16 protein-coding genes are annotated in these 14,883 nt (G+C 70.3%); 9 read left to right on the forward strand and 7 right to left on the reverse strand.

The window, feature by feature from the left end; all coding sequences use genetic code 11:
- Positions 1 to 43: 43 nt before the first annotated feature.
- From DD542_RS00480 to DD542_RS00505, 6 genes are read left to right on the forward strand one after another with little or no spacing between them, the layout of a single operon-like run.
- Positions 44 to 658 carry a CDP-alcohol phosphatidyltransferase family protein gene (locus DD542_RS00480; protein WP_079367063.1) on the forward strand — a complete coding sequence of 205 codons (615 nt, stop codon included), beginning with the start codon at positions 44 to 46 and terminating at the stop codon, positions 656 to 658.
- Positions 659 to 667: 9 nt separating this feature from the next.
- Positions 668 to 2,830: a bifunctional TVP38/TMEM64 family protein/FAD-dependent oxidoreductase gene (locus DD542_RS00485; protein WP_206610746.1), complete on the forward strand. Its 2,163-nt coding sequence runs from the start codon at positions 668 to 670 to the stop codon at positions 2,828 to 2,830.
- Positions 2,827 to 3,606 carry a DUF3047 domain-containing protein gene (locus DD542_RS00490; protein WP_127802982.1) on the forward strand — a complete coding sequence of 260 codons (780 nt, stop codon included), beginning with the start codon at positions 2,827 to 2,829 and terminating at the stop codon, positions 3,604 to 3,606. The genes DD542_RS00485 and DD542_RS00490 overlap by 4 nt, the downstream gene beginning before the upstream one ends.
- 26 nt (positions 3,607 to 3,632) lie before the next feature.
- The gene (locus DD542_RS00495; RefSeq protein WP_164868311.1) at positions 3,633 to 4,802 is read left to right on the forward strand and encodes an FAD-dependent oxidoreductase; all 1,170 of its coding nucleotides are present in this window, start codon (positions 3,633 to 3,635) and stop codon (positions 4,800 to 4,802) included.
- A complete protein-coding gene (chrA, locus tag DD542_RS00500) occupies positions 4,799 to 6,004 on the forward strand; it encodes a chromate efflux transporter (protein ID WP_127802986.1) in 1,206 nt (401 codons plus the stop codon). The genes DD542_RS00495 and chrA overlap by 4 nt, the downstream gene beginning before the upstream one ends.
- Before the next feature lie 18 nt (positions 6,005 to 6,022).
- On the forward strand, positions 6,023 to 6,415 hold the full coding sequence (locus DD542_RS00505; RefSeq protein WP_127802988.1) for a VOC family protein: 393 nt from the start codon (positions 6,023 to 6,025) through the stop codon (positions 6,413 to 6,415).
- Positions 6,416 to 6,421: 6 nt separating this feature from the next.
- Here DD542_RS00505 and DD542_RS00510 read toward each other — a convergent pair whose 3' ends face one another.
- A complete protein-coding gene (locus tag DD542_RS00510; RefSeq protein ID WP_127802990.1) occupies positions 6,422 to 6,799 on the reverse strand; it encodes a hypothetical protein in 378 nt (125 codons plus the stop codon).
- A gap of 152 nt (positions 6,800 to 6,951) precedes the next feature.
- Here DD542_RS00510 and DD542_RS00515 point away from each other — a divergent pair, with 152 nt between their 5' ends.
- Positions 6,952 to 7,278 carry a hypothetical protein gene (locus DD542_RS00515; RefSeq protein ID WP_127802992.1) on the forward strand — a complete coding sequence of 109 codons (327 nt, stop codon included), beginning with the start codon at positions 6,952 to 6,954 and terminating at the stop codon, positions 7,276 to 7,278.
- Between the two features lie 16 nt (positions 7,279 to 7,294).
- Here DD542_RS00515 and DD542_RS00520 read toward each other — a convergent pair whose 3' ends face one another.
- Genes DD542_RS00520 through senB form a run of 3 tightly spaced genes read right to left on the reverse strand, consistent with a single transcriptional unit; the run spans position 7,295 to position 10,135 of the window.
- Entirely contained in the window at positions 7,295 to 7,990 is a 696-nt protein-coding gene (locus DD542_RS00520; protein ID WP_127802994.1) for a haloacid dehalogenase type II, read from the reverse strand.
- 37 nt (positions 7,991 to 8,027) lie between these two features.
- A complete protein-coding gene (gene selD / locus DD542_RS00525) occupies positions 8,028 to 9,101 on the reverse strand; it encodes a selenide, water dikinase SelD (protein ID WP_127802996.1) in 1,074 nt (357 codons plus the stop codon).
- A gap of 53 nt (positions 9,102 to 9,154) precedes the next feature.
- Positions 9,155 to 10,135 (reverse strand): selenoneine biosynthesis selenosugar synthase SenB, encoded by a 981-nt coding sequence (senB, locus tag DD542_RS00530; RefSeq protein ID WP_127802998.1) that lies wholly within the window; start codon positions 10,133 to 10,135, stop codon positions 9,155 to 9,157.
- On the opposite strand from senB, the gene senA reads away from it, so the two are divergent.
- Positions 10,134 to 11,369 (forward strand): selenoneine synthase SenA, encoded by a 1,236-nt coding sequence (gene senA, locus DD542_RS00535; protein WP_127803000.1) that lies wholly within the window; start codon positions 10,134 to 10,136, stop codon positions 11,367 to 11,369. The two genes, senB and senA, sit on opposite strands and share 2 nt — an antisense overlap.
- Before the next feature lie 9 nt (positions 11,370 to 11,378).
- Here senA and DD542_RS00540 read toward each other — a convergent pair whose 3' ends face one another.
- Positions 11,379 to 12,248 (reverse strand): sterol desaturase family protein, encoded by an 870-nt coding sequence (locus DD542_RS00540; protein WP_127803002.1) that lies wholly within the window; start codon positions 12,246 to 12,248, stop codon positions 11,379 to 11,381.
- 14 nt (positions 12,249 to 12,262) lie between these two features.
- On the reverse strand, positions 12,263 to 12,922 hold the full coding sequence (locus DD542_RS00545) for a metalloregulator ArsR/SmtB family transcription factor (RefSeq protein ID WP_127803004.1): 660 nt from the start codon (positions 12,920 to 12,922) through the stop codon (positions 12,263 to 12,265).
- A 47-nt stretch (positions 12,923 to 12,969) separates the two neighbouring features.
- Between DD542_RS00545 and DD542_RS00550 the strand changes: the two genes are divergently transcribed.
- Positions 12,970 to 13,836 carry an energy transducer TonB gene (locus DD542_RS00550; RefSeq protein WP_127803006.1) on the forward strand — a complete coding sequence of 289 codons (867 nt, stop codon included), beginning with the start codon at positions 12,970 to 12,972 and terminating at the stop codon, positions 13,834 to 13,836.
- A gap of 31 nt (positions 13,837 to 13,867) precedes the next feature.
- Here DD542_RS00550 and egtD read toward each other — a convergent pair whose 3' ends face one another.
- On the reverse strand, positions 13,868 to 14,851 hold the full coding sequence (gene egtD / locus DD542_RS00555) for an L-histidine N(alpha)-methyltransferase (protein ID WP_127803008.1): 984 nt from the start codon (positions 14,849 to 14,851) through the stop codon (positions 13,868 to 13,870).
- Positions 14,852 to 14,883 lie beyond the last annotated feature (32 nt).

A 14,883-nucleotide genomic window follows, 5' to 3' on the forward strand; every position in this document is an offset into this window, starting at 1 on the left:
CCCTGCTTGTCGACACCGTCCACCCACCCCCTGCGCCACCACCATGCTGGATAGGGCGATCCAGCAGGCCCTGCGACCGGCCTTCGGCCGTGCCGGCGCCGCCCTGGTTCGGCTGGGTGTGGGCGCCGACGCGGTCACGCTGGCCGGCTTCGTCACCGGCATGGCGGCGGCGCTGGCCATCGGCCTGCGGCAGTTCGTGGCCGGGCTGGTGCTGCTGTTGCTCTCGCGCCTGCTCGACGGTCTGGACGGCGCGGTGGCGCGCGCCTCGACCCCCACCGACCGCGGCGGCTTCCTGGACATCACGCTGGACTTCCTGTTCTACGCCGCGGTCCCGCTGGGCTTTGCGTTCGCCGACCCCGCGGCCAACGCCCTGCCCGCCGCCGTGCTGCTGGCCAGCTTCATCGGCACCGGCAGCAGCTTCCTGGCCTTCGCTGCGCTGGCCGAGAAGCGCCGCCTGGCCGATACCGCGCTACCGGGCAAGAGCTTCTACTTCCTCGGCGGCCTCACCGAAGCCACCGAGACCATCGCCGCCTTCGCCGCCATGTGCCTGTGGCCGCAGTGGTTTGGCCCCATCGCCTACGGCTTCGCCGCGCTGTGCGTCATCACCACCGCGCTGCGCATCGGCTGGGGCTGGCAACGGCTGCGCGACGGCGCCTGAGGAGACCCCATGAACCTGCGCAAACTCCTGCTTCTGATGGCCGTGGTGCTCGGCATCGTGGCCTTCTTCGCATTCGACCTCGGCCGCTTCTTCAGCCTGGAATTCCTCCAGCAGAGCCAGGCGCGCTTCGCCGAGCTGCGCGCGCAGCAACCGCTGGCGCTGGCTGCGGGCTACTTCCTGCTCTATGTGGCCGTCACCGCGCTCTCGCTGCCCGGCGCCACCATCGTCACGCTGGCGGGCGGCGCCATCTTCGGTCTGGGCTGGGGTCTTCTGCTGGTGTCGTTCGCCTCCAGCATCGGCGCCACGCTGGCCTTCCTGACCGCGCGCTTCCTGCTGCGCGACAGCGTGCAGGGCCGCTTCGGCCAGCGTCTGGCCGAGGTGGACAAGGGCATACAGAAGGACGGCGCCTTCTACCTGTTCACCCTGCGGCTGATCCCGGTCGTGCCCTTCTTCGTCATCAACCTGCTGATGGGTCTGACCAAGATGAAGGCCTGGACCTTCTACTGGGTTAGCCAGATCGGCATGCTGGCCGGCACTGCCGTTTATGTGAACGCGGGCACGCAACTGGGACAGCTCACATCGCTGCAGGGCATCGTGAGTCCCGGCCTGCTGGGCAGCTTCGTACTGCTGGGCCTGTTCCCGCTGATCGCGCGCAAGATCGTCGAGGCGGTGCAGAAACGCAAGGTCTATGCGAAGTGGGCCAGCGTGCGGCCCAGGACCTTCGACCGCAACCTGATCGTCATCGGCGCGGGCGCGGGTGGTCTGGTCTCGGCCTACATCGCCGCCGCGGTCAAGGCCAAGGTCACGCTGATCGAGGCGCACAAGATGGGCGGCGACTGCCTGAACTACGGCTGCGTGCCGAGTAAGGCGCTGATCAGGAGTGCCAAGCTGGCGCACCAGATGCGGCACGCCTCGCACTACGGCCTGTCCGACGCCACGCCCGCCTTCAGCTTCAAGGCCGTGATGCAGCGCATCCACGACGTGATCGCCGCCATCGAGCCGCACGACAGCGTGGAGCGCTACACCGGCCTGGGCGTGGAGGTGCTGCAGGGCTACGCGAAGCTGCTGAACCCGTGGACAGTGGAGATCGCGCTCAACAGCGGCGGCACACAGCGGCTCACCGCGCGCAGCATCGTCATCGCGGCCGGCGCGCGGCCCTTCGTGCCGCCGCTGCCGGGGCTGGACGAGGTCGGTTATGTCACCAGCGACACGCTGTGGGATCAATTCGCGAAGCTCGACGAGATCCCGAAGCGGCTGGTGGTGCTGGGCGGCGGCCCCATCGGTTGCGAACTGGCGCAGAGCTTCGCGAGGCTGGGCGCGCAGGTGACGCAGGTGGAGATGGCGCCGCGCGTCATGATCCGCGAGGACGAGGAAGTCTCCTCGCTCGCGAAGGCTTCTCTGGAGGCCGACGGCGTGGCCGTGCTGACGGGCCACAAGGCGCTGCGCTGCGAGCTGGTGAACGGCGAGAAGACGCTGGTGGTGGAACACGCTGGCGTGGAAAAGCGCATCGCCTTCGACCAACTGCTGTGCGCCGTCGGCCGCGTGGCGCGGCTCACCGGCTATGGGCTCGAAGACCTGGGCATTCCCACGAACCGCACGGTCGAGACCAACGAGTACCTGCAGACCATCTACCCCAACATCTACGCCGCCGGCGACGTGGCCGGGCCGTTCCAGTTCACCCACGTGGCCGCACACCAGGCCTGGTACGCGGCGGTGAACGCGCTGTTCGGCGACTTCAAGAAGTTCAAGGCCGACTACTCGGTCATCCCCTGGGCCACCTTCATCGACCCCGAGGTGGCGCGCGTGGGCCTGAACGAGCAGGAAGCGAAGGAAAGGAAAATTCCCTACGAGGTCACGAAGTACGGCATCGACGACCTGGACCGCGCCATTGCCGACAGCGAGGCCCACGGCTTCGTCAAGGTGCTGACCGTGCCGGGCAAGGACCAGATCCTGGGTGTGACCATCGTCGGCACACACGCGGGTGACCTGCTGGCCGAGTACGTGCTGGCCATGAAGCACGGCCTGGGCCTGAACAAGATCCTGGGGACCATCCACACCTACCCCACGCTGGCCGAGGCCAACAAGTACGCGGCCGGCGAATGGAAGCGCGCCCACCAGCCGCACCGGCTGCTGGCCTGGGTGAAGCGCTACCACGACTGGAAGCGGACATGAACACCTGGAACACCGCCACCCTCATCGCAGCACTGGCCGGCACGCTGGCGGGTGCGCAGGCGCACGCGCAGACGCTGCCGCCGCTGACCCAGCCCGACGGCGCCCTCCACCCCGGCTGGCGCTACGTGGGCTTTCCCCAGCAGAAGGCCCCGATCCCGCCCACGCTCATCGAGGCCGGCCAGGTCGACGGCCAGCCTGCGGTGAAAGTGGTCACCGCGTCGTCCTACGGCAGCCTGGTGCACGACCTGAAGGACGCACCGCCCGCGCGCCTGCAGTGGCGCTGGCGGCTGGACCAGCCGCTCTCGGGCGGCAAGGCCGCGCCCGACCTGACCACCAAGGGCGGCGACGACGCGGCGCTGAAGGTCTGCGCCATGTTCGATCACCCGCTGGAACGCGTGCCCTTCGTCGAGCGCACTGTGCTGCGCATCGCGCGCAGCGTCAGCGGCGAGGCCCTGCCCGCCGCCACGGTCTGCTATGTGTGGGACAGCGGTCGCGCCGCCGGCCTGCAGGGCGCCAACCCCTATTCACGGCGCGTGCGCTACATCAGCCTGCGCGGCAGCGAGACCGCGGCGGGCCAGTGGGTCGCGGAGAACCGCGATCTCGCGCAGGACTTCGTCGCCCTGTTCGGCGACGAACTGCCGCAGGGCGCGCAGACGCCGCGCGGCGAGCTGCCCAGGGTCGCCACCGTGCTGATCGGCGCCGACAGCGACAACACCGCCAGCCGCAGCAGCGGCTGGGTGGCCGACCTGCGCTGGACCACCACCACCGGCCCCTGATGTCACACCCCGTAACATCGGGGCCCATGCACCACGGAATCAAGAAGCTGCTGCTGCTCGGCGGCGGACACGCCCATGTCCATGTCCTGTCGCGCCTGGCGCAGCAGCGGCCGGCCGATCTGGACATCACGGTCGTCACGCCCTACCCGTACCAGACCTACAGCGGCATGGTGCCGGGCCTGGTGGCGGGCCACTACAGCGAGACCGGCTGCCAGATTCCGCTGGAGCCGCTGATCCGCGCCGCGGGGGCCAAGTGGGTGCGTGCGCGCTGCAGCGGCATCGACGCGGCCGGCCGACGGGCGCGCCTGAGCCCGGCCGGCAAGAGCCGCTCGCAGGACGAGATCCTGCCGCCCGACCTGCCCTACCACCTGCTGTCCATCGACACCGGCCCGGTGATCGACCGCCAGCGGCTCGAAGAACAGATCCCCGGCGCGGCGGACAACGCGCTGATCGTGCGACCGATCGAGGTCTTCGCCACGCTCTGGCCCCAGGTGGTGGAACAGGCGCAGGAGCGCGCGCTGTCGGTCGCGGTGATCGGCGCGGGCGCGGCCGGGCTGGAGCTGCTGTTTGCGGCCGAGCAGTGCCTGCGCACCCGCGGTGCGGCGGGTGCCCGCTTCACCCTCATCACCGGCGGCGTGGAACCGGCCGCCAGCTACCCCGCCGGCCTGCAGGCGCGCGTGCTGCGCCGGCTCAAACGGCTGAACATCACCGTGCTGCGCGACACCTGTGTCGGCCTGGCGCCGGGCGTGGTGAAGCTGGGCAGCGGCACCGAGCTGGCCTGCGACGTGCCGCTGATCGCCATCGGCGCCCACGCGCCGGCCTGGCTGCAGGGCAGCGGCCTGGCGCTCAGCGAATCGGGGCATGTGCTGGTCAATGAGTTCCAGCAGAGCACCAGCCACCCCGAGGTGTTCGCCACGGGCGACGTGTGCGCCCGCACCGACCGGCCGCACCCCAGGAACGGTGTCTACGCGGTGCGCGCCGGCCCGCCGCTGGCGGACAACCTGCTCGCGGCCCACGAAGGCCAGCCGCTCAAGCCGCACCACCCGCCCGCGAACACGCTGAACCTGATCTCCTGCGGCGCCGGTCACGCCATCGCCAGCTGGGGGCCGCTGCACGCCGAGGGCGGCTGGGTGTGGCGCTGGAAAGACCACATCGACCGCGCCTTCATGGCCCGATACACCCTGCCCACGACATGAACACCACACCCGACCGCAGTGCCTGGCAGGTCTTCCTGATCTTCCTGCGGCTCGGGCTCACCAGCTTCGGCGGCCCGGTGGCGCACCTGGGCTACTTCCGCCACGAGTTCGTCGAACGCCGCCGCTGGCTCAGCGAGGCCGCCTACGCCGACCTGGTCGCGCTCTGCCAGTTCCTGCCCGGCCCGGCCAGCAGCCAGGTGGGCCTGGCGCTGGGCCTCTCGCGCGCCGGCTACGCAGGCGCCTTCGCCGCCTGGGCCGGCTTCACCCTGCCCTCGGCCCTGGCCCTGATCGCACTCGCCCTGGGCGTGGCACAGGCGGGCGACGCGCTGCAAAGCGGCGCGGGCGCGGGCCTGCTGCACGGCCTGAAGGTGGTGGCGGTCGCCGTGGTGGCGCAGGCCGTCTGGGGCATGGCGCGCAGCCTCTGCCCGGACACACCGCGCCGCGCGCTCATGCTGGGTGCGGCCGCGGTCCTCATCGCCTGGCCCGGCACGGCCTTGCAGCTGCTGGTCATCGGCGTCGCGGCCGTCATCGGCCTGGCCGCGATGCGTCCGCCATCCGACACCGCCCACGAGCCCTTGCATGTGCCCGTCGGCCGGCGGGCGGGCGCGCTGTGGCTGCTGCTGTTCGCCGCGCTGCTGGTGGGCCTGCCGCTGCTGGCCGCAGCCCTGCCCTCGCAGGCCCTGGCCGTGGTCGACGCCTTTTACCGCGCGGGTGCGCTGGTGTTCGGCGGCGGCCATGTGGTGCTGCCGCTGCTGCAGGCCAGTGTGGTGCCCAGCGGCTGGGTCGGCAACGACGCCTTCCTGGCCGGTTACGGCGCGGCGCAGGCCGTGCCCGGCCCGCTGTTCACCTTCGCGGCCTTCCTGGGTGCCAGCATGCAGAGCGACCCCTCCGGCTGGGCCGGCGGACTGCTGGCGCTGGCAGCCATCTTCGCGCCGGCCTTCCTGCTGGTGGTGGGTGCGCTGCCATTCTGGGAACGCCTGCGCGCCCAGCCCCGCGTGCGCGCCGCGCTCATGGGCATCAACGCCGCCGTGGTCGGCCTGCTGCTGGCCGCGCTGTGGAACCCGGTCATCACCAGCGGCATCCGCGGGATGGGCGACGCGCTGCTGGCGGCAGTGGCGCTGCTGGCGTTGATGAAATGGAAATGGCCGCCGTGGGCGGTGGTGGCGGGGTGTGCCACCATCGGGTGGGCCATGGCGGCCTGATCACGCGAAGGACACGAGATGAAACTCGGCTACACCATCACCTACGTCCCCGACGTCGCGGCCTCCTTGGCCTTCTTCGAGCAGGCCTTCGGCCTGAAACGCCGCTTCCTGCACGAGAGCGGCACCTATGGCGAGCTCGACACCGGCGAGACCACGCTGGCCTTCGCCGCGCACGAGCTGGGCGACATGAACTTCCCCGGCGGCCACGTGCACGCCGACCGCTCGGCCCAGCCGCTGGGCTTCGAGATCGCGCTGGTCACGGACGATGTGCCGGCCGCGCACGCCCGGGCCGTGGCGGCCGGCGCGCGCGAGATGGCCGCGCCGTCACACAAGCCCTGGGGGCAGGTGGTGTCCTACGTGCGTTGCCCGGATGGCATTCTGGTGGAGCTGTGCACGCCGGTCGGCGGGTGATCGGCCTCAGGGCTTGACCAGGTGCCAGATGCCGCGGAAGCCGTCGCCCCTGTGGTCACCCGGCTGCTTGTCGTTGGCCGAGTGGTACAGCGGCCGGCCCTTGTAGGCCCACTGCAGGGTGCCGTCGTCGCGGGTCATCAGGGTGAAGTCGTCGAAGGCCTTGGCGCCTTCCTTGGCCAGCATCGGTGGCCAGGTGATGGTGCAGGGCCCGGTGCACAGGATCTTTCCCGGTGCGGTCAGTTCGTTGTCCCAGACGTAGAGGCTCATGCCTTTTTCGTCCGTGAGGATGCCGTTGGTTGTCTTGGGCTGGGCGGCGGCGACGCTGGCACAGGCCAGCAGGAGCAGTGCGACCAAGGTTTTGAAGGTGGTGTGCGGGTGGTTCATGGAGATGTCTCCGGTGGGGTGGGAATTTCCACTCTAGGAGCCTGCCCAGCGTCCGCTTTGACCCCCGTCAAGAGGATGCGTCACACGCGCACTGGCACGGCTCTTGTATGGTCCCTGCACCGCCGTCCGGCGGCCCACACCGGGAGCCCACCATGCCGCAGCAAGTCACCGTGCCCCTCACCTGGCAGCTGGCACCGACCAGCCTGACCCAGCCCATCCTGCCCAACTGGCAGTTCCACCTGTTCAACGTGAACCTCGGCGCCTCGTCCAACCCGGTGGTCGAGCAGGCGGCGCTGGCGCGCGTGGGCAGCTACGGCCGCCAGATCGGTCACCTGGCCGAAGCGCTGGAGCTGGTCGTCCGGCGCTTGAAGCTGCTGGAGAGCAAGGACCTGACGCCCGAAGAGAAGGACGTGCTCCAGGTTTTCCTGGGCGACGTGTCAACCATCCGGCAGATCAAGGCGTCCGTGTCGCCGTCCTGAACGGACCCGGCGCCGGTCAGCAACCCATCTGGTCGGCCAGGTGCAGCAGGTCTCTCGCGTGCAGGGTGTTGGCCGCGACCGGTGACACGTACTTGATGTGCGCCGCGCCGAACTCCAGCGGGCGCTCGATGTAGGCGGTCATCAGGCCGCAGTCGCGCGCCGCGGCTAGGTCCTCGTGGTGGGCAGCGACCATCATCACCTCGCCGGGTGCGGCGTCGAACACGTCGGCCGAGCCGAGGTAGACCCGCGGGTCGGGTTTGTAGGCGCGGAACACCTCGGCGCTGAGCACGCAGTCCCAGGGCAGGCCGGCCGCTTTGGCCATGTCGGTGAGCAGGCCCAGGTTGCCGTTGGACAGGCTGCAGATGGTGAAGCGCGACTTCAGTCGCGTGAGCCCGGCCACGCTGTCGGGCCAGGCGGCGAGCCGGTGCCAGACGCGGTTGAGATCGGTGCGCTCGGCTTCGGTCAGCGCGTCGAGACCGAAGCGCGGCAGCAGGCCATCGAGGATTTCGCGGTGCAGCACATCGAGCTTGACGAAGCCACGCCCGCCCGAGCGCACCGCCTCCATCGCCGGCTGGTAGCCCGCGCGCCAGGCCAGCGCGAAGGCGTCGGCGTCGACCTGCGGAAAGCGCTGGCCCAGCTCGCGCACGATGGAGCCGTGCCAGTCGACGACGGTGCCGAAGATGTCGAAAACGAGAATGCGTGGTGGTTTCATCAGGTACACCGCCGGGTTGGAATGCTCGCCGGGCGGGTCAGCGCACCCGCAGGCGCACGCCGTCGGCCTGCGCGGCCACGATCTCGCCGACCTCGGCCGCAGCGTCGAAGCCGTGCCGGCGGAACACGGCCAGCACCTCGTCGACGGCGTCGGCCGAGCAGGCCACCAGCAGGCCGCCGCTGGTCTGCGGGTCGGTCAGCAGGGCCTGGTCCACCGGCTGCAGGTCGGCGGCCAGCCGCACCTCGCGGCCGTAGGCCGCCCAGTTGCGGCCGCTGGCACCGGTCACCATGCCCTGCGCGGCCAGGTCGCGCACACCGCCGATCAGCGGCACGCGGGCCATGTCGAGCGACACCGCGCTGTCCGAGCCGCGCGCCATCTCCAGCGCGTGGCCGGCCAGGCCGAAGCCGGTCACGTCGGTCAGCGCGTGCACGCCGGCGATGGCGGCGAGGTCCGGGCCGGGGGTGTTCAGCTTGGTGGTGTTGGCAATCATCTGCGCGTAGCCGTCGGCGCTGAGCGCGTCCTTCTTCAGCGCGGCCGAAAGCACGCCCACGCCCAGCGGCTTGCCCAGCACCAGGCGGTCACCCACTTTCGCGTCGGCGTTGCGCTTGACGCGCCTGGGATGCACCAGGCCCAAGGCCACAAGGCCATAGATGGGTTCGACCGAGTCGATGGTGTGGCCGCCGGCGATGGGGATGCCCGCCGCGGTGCAGACCGCGCGCCCGCCTTCCAGGATCTTGCCGATGGTGTCGGTGGACAACACGCTGATCGGCATGCCCACCAGGGCCAGCGCCATGATGGGCGTGCCGCCCATGGCGTAGACGTCGCTGATGGCGTTGGTGGCGGCGATGCGGCCGAAGTCGAACGGGTCGTCGACGATGGGCATGAAGAAGTCGGTGGTGGCGATCAGCGCCTGCTCGTCGTTGAGCTGGTAGACGGCAGCGTCGTCTGCGGTCTCGATGCCCACCAGCAACTCTTTCGGAATGGGCATGGCGCTGGTGCCCTTGAGGATTTCACTGAGCACGCCGGGCGCGATCTTGCAGCCGCAGCCGCCGCCGTGCGAGAGGCTGGTCAGGCGGGGCTGGGTGTGGGCGGGCGTGGACGGGGCGTTCATTCGGGTCTCCGTGGGTTGGGACAAATCGATCCAGCGGGTCAGGCCGGCCGGACTCAGCGCGGCCCGGCCAGTGCCTGCAACAGGGCGGCCCGCTCGGTGGCCGGCTCGAACAGCGGCGCTCTGGCCGAGCATTGTGCTTGCAGGGCGGCCAGGGCACCGCCGGTCCCAGCGATGTCCTTGCGGCATTCGCGCAGCCGCGCCACCAGCGCCGCCGCATCGCCCACCGGAAAGTAGCCGCCGTAGTCCGGCCCCAGCATGCCCAGGTTGCCATCCATTTGCGAGGCCAGCACCGGCGTACCGCTGAGCGCGGCCTCCATGATCACGTGGGCGCCACCTTCCATGCGGCTGGGGTGCACCAGCAGGTGGGCGCGCTGGATGCGGCGGCGCGTGGCCTCGTGCGGCAGGCCGCCGAGCCAGCGGTAGTGCGGGCAGGCCGCGGCCGTCGCGCGCGCCCGATCGGCCAGCGCGGGGTCGAGGGCGTTGCCGATGTGGTCGATCAGGATGCCCTCATCGGGCGCCAGCAGACGCGCGGCCTCGAACACGGTCTGCGGCGATTTTTCCTCGCGCAGATGGCCCACCACCACCACCCGCAGATGCTGGCGCGTCTTGTCCAGGGTCTGGCGCCGCGTGCTCGACTGGAACACCACATGGCACTTGCCGCGGTGGATCTCGGGCAGGGCCAGCGGCGCCCGCTCCTGCAGCACGATGAGGCGGTGCGCCAGCACCAGCGAGCGCTGCGCATGGGCATCGGTCTGGATGTCGCGGTAGAGGTCTGTGCCGGTGAGTGCGAGCACCAGCGGCCGGTCGGGATGGGCCTGGGCCCAGGCGGCCACGCTGTCGGCCGAGCGCCGCGCATGCAGCGCCAGCAGCAGGTCGGTACCGTTGTCGGCCATGCGGTCATCGGGCCACGCTTTCACCACGCGAACCTCATAATGGCCCGCAAGCAAACGCGCCCAGCGGTGCGCGGTCTGCCAGTTGCCGTTGTTGGCATCGGCCAGCGCAGGCGTCACGAGACACAGGGAGGGTTTTTTCATGGCGGAACCACAGAGCTCAGCGATTGTGTCCGAAGCAGAAGCCCTGCGCCGTGGCGGCAAAGCCGTGCTGGCACAGGCACTGCAGGACGCGCGCGGCCGCAGCCTGGCGCTGCTCGATGCCTACACCGCCGCGCTCGGCCCCGGGTTGCGCGTGCCCTGCACGCCCGAGCTCAACCCGCCGCTCTGGGAGCTGGGCCACATCGGCTGGTTCGCCGACTGGTGGCTGGCGCGTCACCCGCAGCGCCACCTGGGCGTCGCAGCCGATCCGAAGGCAGCACGCTCACCCGCACGCCAGGCCGCCCGGGGCGTCGATGCGGACGCGCTCTACCACTCCAGCGAAGTGCCGCACGACCGCCGCTGGCAGCTGCCGCTGCCGGATGCCGACGCGGTGCGCGCCGACCTCGCAGCCAGCCTGGCCGACACGCTGGCACTGCTGGACGAGGCGCCCGAGAACGACGACGGTCTTTACTTCTTCCGGCTCGCGCTGTTCCACGAAGACATGCACGCCGAGGCCGCGATGCACATGGCGCAGACGCTGGGCTTCGATCCCGGGGTCCGGCTGCCGCAGGTCGGTCGCGCTGCGCACCGCACCTGTTCGCTGGGCGTCGATGCCACCACCTGGACGCAGGGCCGCAGCGGCCCGGGCTTCACCTTCGACAACGAGCTCGGCGCACACCCGGTGCCCGTCGGCGCTTTCGAAATCGACGCGCAGCCGGTGAGCTGGGCGCAGTTCCTGCCCTTTGTCGAAAACGGTTCGTATGCGCAGCGCCGCTTCTGGAGCGCGCCGGGCTGGATCTGGCGCCTCTCGGGCGAACGGCAGGCACCGCGCCACCTGCGCCAGACACCCCAGGGCTGGGAACAGCAGCGCTTTGGCCAATGGGAGGCGCTGGACCTGTCCGCACCGGCCCGCCATCTCAGCGCCTTCGAAGCGCAGGCCTGGTGTGCCTGGGCGGGGCGGCGGCTGCCGACCGAGGCCGAGTGGGAGCTGGCGTCGCAGCAGCCCGGCTTCCGATGGGGCGAGGTCTGGGAATGGACCGCCAGCCCTTTCGCGCCTTTCCCCGGTTTCACGCCCCACCCCTACGTGGACTACTCGCAGCCCTGGTTCGACGGCCGGCCGGTGCTCAAAGGCGCCAGTGCCTTCACCGTGCCGCGCATGCGCCACCCCCAGTACCGCAACTACTTCACGCCCGAACGCAACGACATCGTGGCCGGGTTCCGCAGCGCGGCGCTTTAGCGCGGTGTTTCAAGGGGCCGGGTCGGGCGCGTCGCTCCAGCGTCGGCGGTTGATGGTGTAGCCATCCACCGCGCTCCGGAATGGCAAGGCCAGCATGCCTGGCAGGCGCGCCACTTCGTGCGGGTCACGGTGGTCGCGTATGCCGATGCGCATTCCCTGCTGCCCCGCACGCGGCCGCTCGCGGTAGGTGCCAAACAGCCGGTCCCACCAGGCCAGATTGAAGCCGAAGTTGCTGTTGGTCTCGTCGTCTTCCACCGAGTGGTGCACCCGGTGCATGTCGGGTGTCACCATGAACCAGCGCAGCACGCGGTCCACCCGCTCGGGCAGGCGGATGTTGCCGTGGTTGAACATGGCGCAGGCGCTCAGCAGCACCTCGAAAACCACCACGGCCAGCACCGGCGCACCCAACAGTGCGATGCTGGCGAACTTGATGCCCATGGACAGCACGATCTCCAGGGGGTGGAAGCGCGTGCCGGTGGTGAGGTCGTAGTCCAGGTCGGCGTGGTGCACCCGGTGCAGGCGCCACAGCGCGGGCACGGCATGCACCATCACGTGCTGGAGCCAGATGACGAAATCCATCGCCACCACGGCCAGCGGCACCGCCAGCCAGAACGGCACGGCAAAGTTGTTCAACAACCCCCAGCCTCTCTCGGCGCCCAGGGCTGCCATGCCGACCGCCACGGTGGGAAACAGCACCCGCACCAGCACCGTGTTGAGCAGGACCATGCCGAGGTTGGCGCTCCAGCGCTGCCGGCGCTGCAAGCTGAGCGCGCGCCGGGGGGACACCAGTTCCCACAACGCCACCAGCATGAACACACCGACGAAGAACCCCACGCGAAGCAGCGGCTCGTGAGCCATCACCCAGGTTTCCAGCGCCATGATCACCTCCTGTTTCAGGCCGCCACGGCCAGACCGGCCGCCTGCCATTCGCTGACCCCGTCCAGGATCTTTCGAGCCTGAAAACCCTCGGCCTGGAGGATCTTGACCGCCTCGTCCGACATCAGACAGAACGGCCCGCGGCAGTACGCCACGATCTCCCGGTCCCGGGGCAATGCGGCCAGGCGCTGGCGCAACTCGTCCAGCGGAACGCTGCGCGCATGAGGCAGGTGGGCGCTGGCGTATTCGCTGGCCGGCCGCACGTCGATCACCACCACCTCACCGCGCCGTGCCTGGGTCATCAGGGTCTTGCGGTCGGTCGGGGCCAGTTGGGCGGGCGAGGCCACCAAGCGGGCGAACGCACTCTGGAACTCCAGCAGATGGGCTTCGGCCACCGCACGCAGCTGCACGCCCAGCACCGCCACGTCTGCCCCGGTGAGCCGGTACACCATGAACTTCCCGTCGCGCCGGCCTTCCACCAGCCGGGCCTCGCGCAGAACCTTGAGATGGGCGCTCGTCAACCGCATGTCGATGCCCAGTTGCCGCGCGAGCCCCTCCACTGGCTTCTCGCCCTGCGCCAGCATCTCCAGCAACTCCAGCCGCTTGGGGCTGGCCAGGGCCTGCCCGATGCGGGCCATCTGCATGTACAACTCGGACTTCAGATCACGTTCATTCATATATACAATCCAACGTTCGTTAGATTGTATCCACTGAAAGCCATTCATTGCCAACGCATCCGCCGCCCGAGATCACCCGCAGGCCCATGGGCCTGCGCTGGGCAGTGGCCGGATCGTTGACGCTGCACCTGATCGCGCTCGGCGTGCTGCTGCCCGCCTTCAAGACGCGGCCGCCGGCGGTGCCTGACCAGCCCGTGGTCATCACCGCGGTGGTGGTCCCACCCGCCGAACCGCCCCGTACCGCACCAGCCCCTCCGGTTGCGCCGCCCGCCAAACCACCGGCAGGTCCGACGCCCCCCGCCCGCCCGGCGCCGGTCCCCACCTCGCAGCCAGGCAGGGCTTTCATGGACGCCCCACCAGCGCCAACCGCCCAGGAATGGGCCCAGGCCGCTACCTACACCCTCAAGAACGCCAAGCGCTACCGGCACCACTGGGGCCAGCACCTGCGCAGCCTGATGGGCACCGCGCACGAGGGCCCCGACCAGGGTGCGGTGCGCTTTCGCATCGAGATCGCGCCCGATGGCCAGCTGGCGCGGCTGGACACAATCTGGTCCACCTCACCCTCGGTGGAGCAGCGCGCCCGCGCGGCCGTGCGGCAGATGCCACCGCTGCCGCCCACGCCCACAGGCCTGCCCCTGGTATTCGAGAAGACCATCGTCTTCGACCCCTGGACTGCCGAAACCCCGCCGCTCTACCAGAACGACTGCGAACCCGACCCGCCACAGCATGGCAACCGCTTCGTGTGGGACGGCCGAACACCTCAGGTGGTGGCCGAGCAGGCGGTGGCGGTGAAGCTGGACCCTGCCGCCTACGAGGAATGTCTCAAACAGTTGCCGCAGGATTCCATCGAGGCCGAGGCCGCAAGCGACAAACGTCAGCAGGAGCAATGGGCCTCACCCACGCTCGGGCGCTGAACCCACCCGCATCCAACGGCCGTCCGAGCTTTCAAGCGGGTGCCCAGAACACGCTGAACCAGCCGCGCCCGTCGGTCCAGTGCGTGGCGGGGCCGAAGCCGGCCTCGCGCAGCAGGGCCTCGAAGGCCTCGGGCGTCCACTTGTGGGAGTCTTCGGTGTGCAGGCGCTCGCCGTCGGCAAAGCGGCGCTCGCCGCCGGGCCAGCGCACGGTCTGTGCGCCGTCCGAAGCCAGGTGCATCTCGATGCGCGAGGCGGCCTCGTCGTAGAAGGCCACGTGGCGCCAGCGCGCGGGCGCAAAGTCGCTGCCCAGCAAGGCGTTGACGTTCAGCAGCAGGTTGCGGTTGAACGCCGCCGTGACGCCCAGCGCATCGTCGTAGGCGGGCTCCAGCACGGCCTTGTCCTTCACCCGGTCCACACCGATCAGGATGCCGCCGCCCGCACCACCGGCCGCGCACAGCGCGTGCGCCTGGCGCAGCAGGACCAGCGATTCGCCGGGGTCGAAGTTGCCAATGCTGGAGCCGGGGTAGAACACGCAGCGCGGCGCCGCCGCCAGGTCGTGCCGCTCCAGCCAGTCGGCCGCGGCCGGCGGCAGCGCCAGGCGCGCCGAGAAATCCATGCCCAGGCCCAGCATGGGCACATGACGATGCCGCTGCTGCAGCTCGCCCATGGCGTCCCGCAGGTAGTCCACCGAAATGTCCACCGCCACGTAGCCCCCCGGCCGCAGCACAGGGAATAGCCGCGCGGCCTTGGCGCAGTTACCCGCGCCCAGGTCGACCAGCACCGCGTGCGGGGGCACCCGCTGCGCCATGGCGGCGCCGTGGGCCGCGAAAATCGCCGCCTCGGTGCGGGTGGGGTAGTACTCGGCCAGCTCGGTGATGGCGTCGAACAGGCGCGAGCCCAGCGCGTCGTAGAAGAACTTGGGTGCCGCGCGCGGCGGCTCGGCCAGCAGGCCCGCGGCCAGCTCGGCGCGCAGGGCCGCGTCGTTGTTCTTGTGGATCTGCACGAACTCGGGCATGCCCGCTTTATAAACCGCCCCCGCAGCGGTGC

The organism is Hydrogenophaga sp. NH-16, from assembly GCF_004006415.1.
GTDB lineage: Bacteria > Pseudomonadota > Gammaproteobacteria > Burkholderiales > Burkholderiaceae_C > Hydrogenophaga > Hydrogenophaga pseudoflava.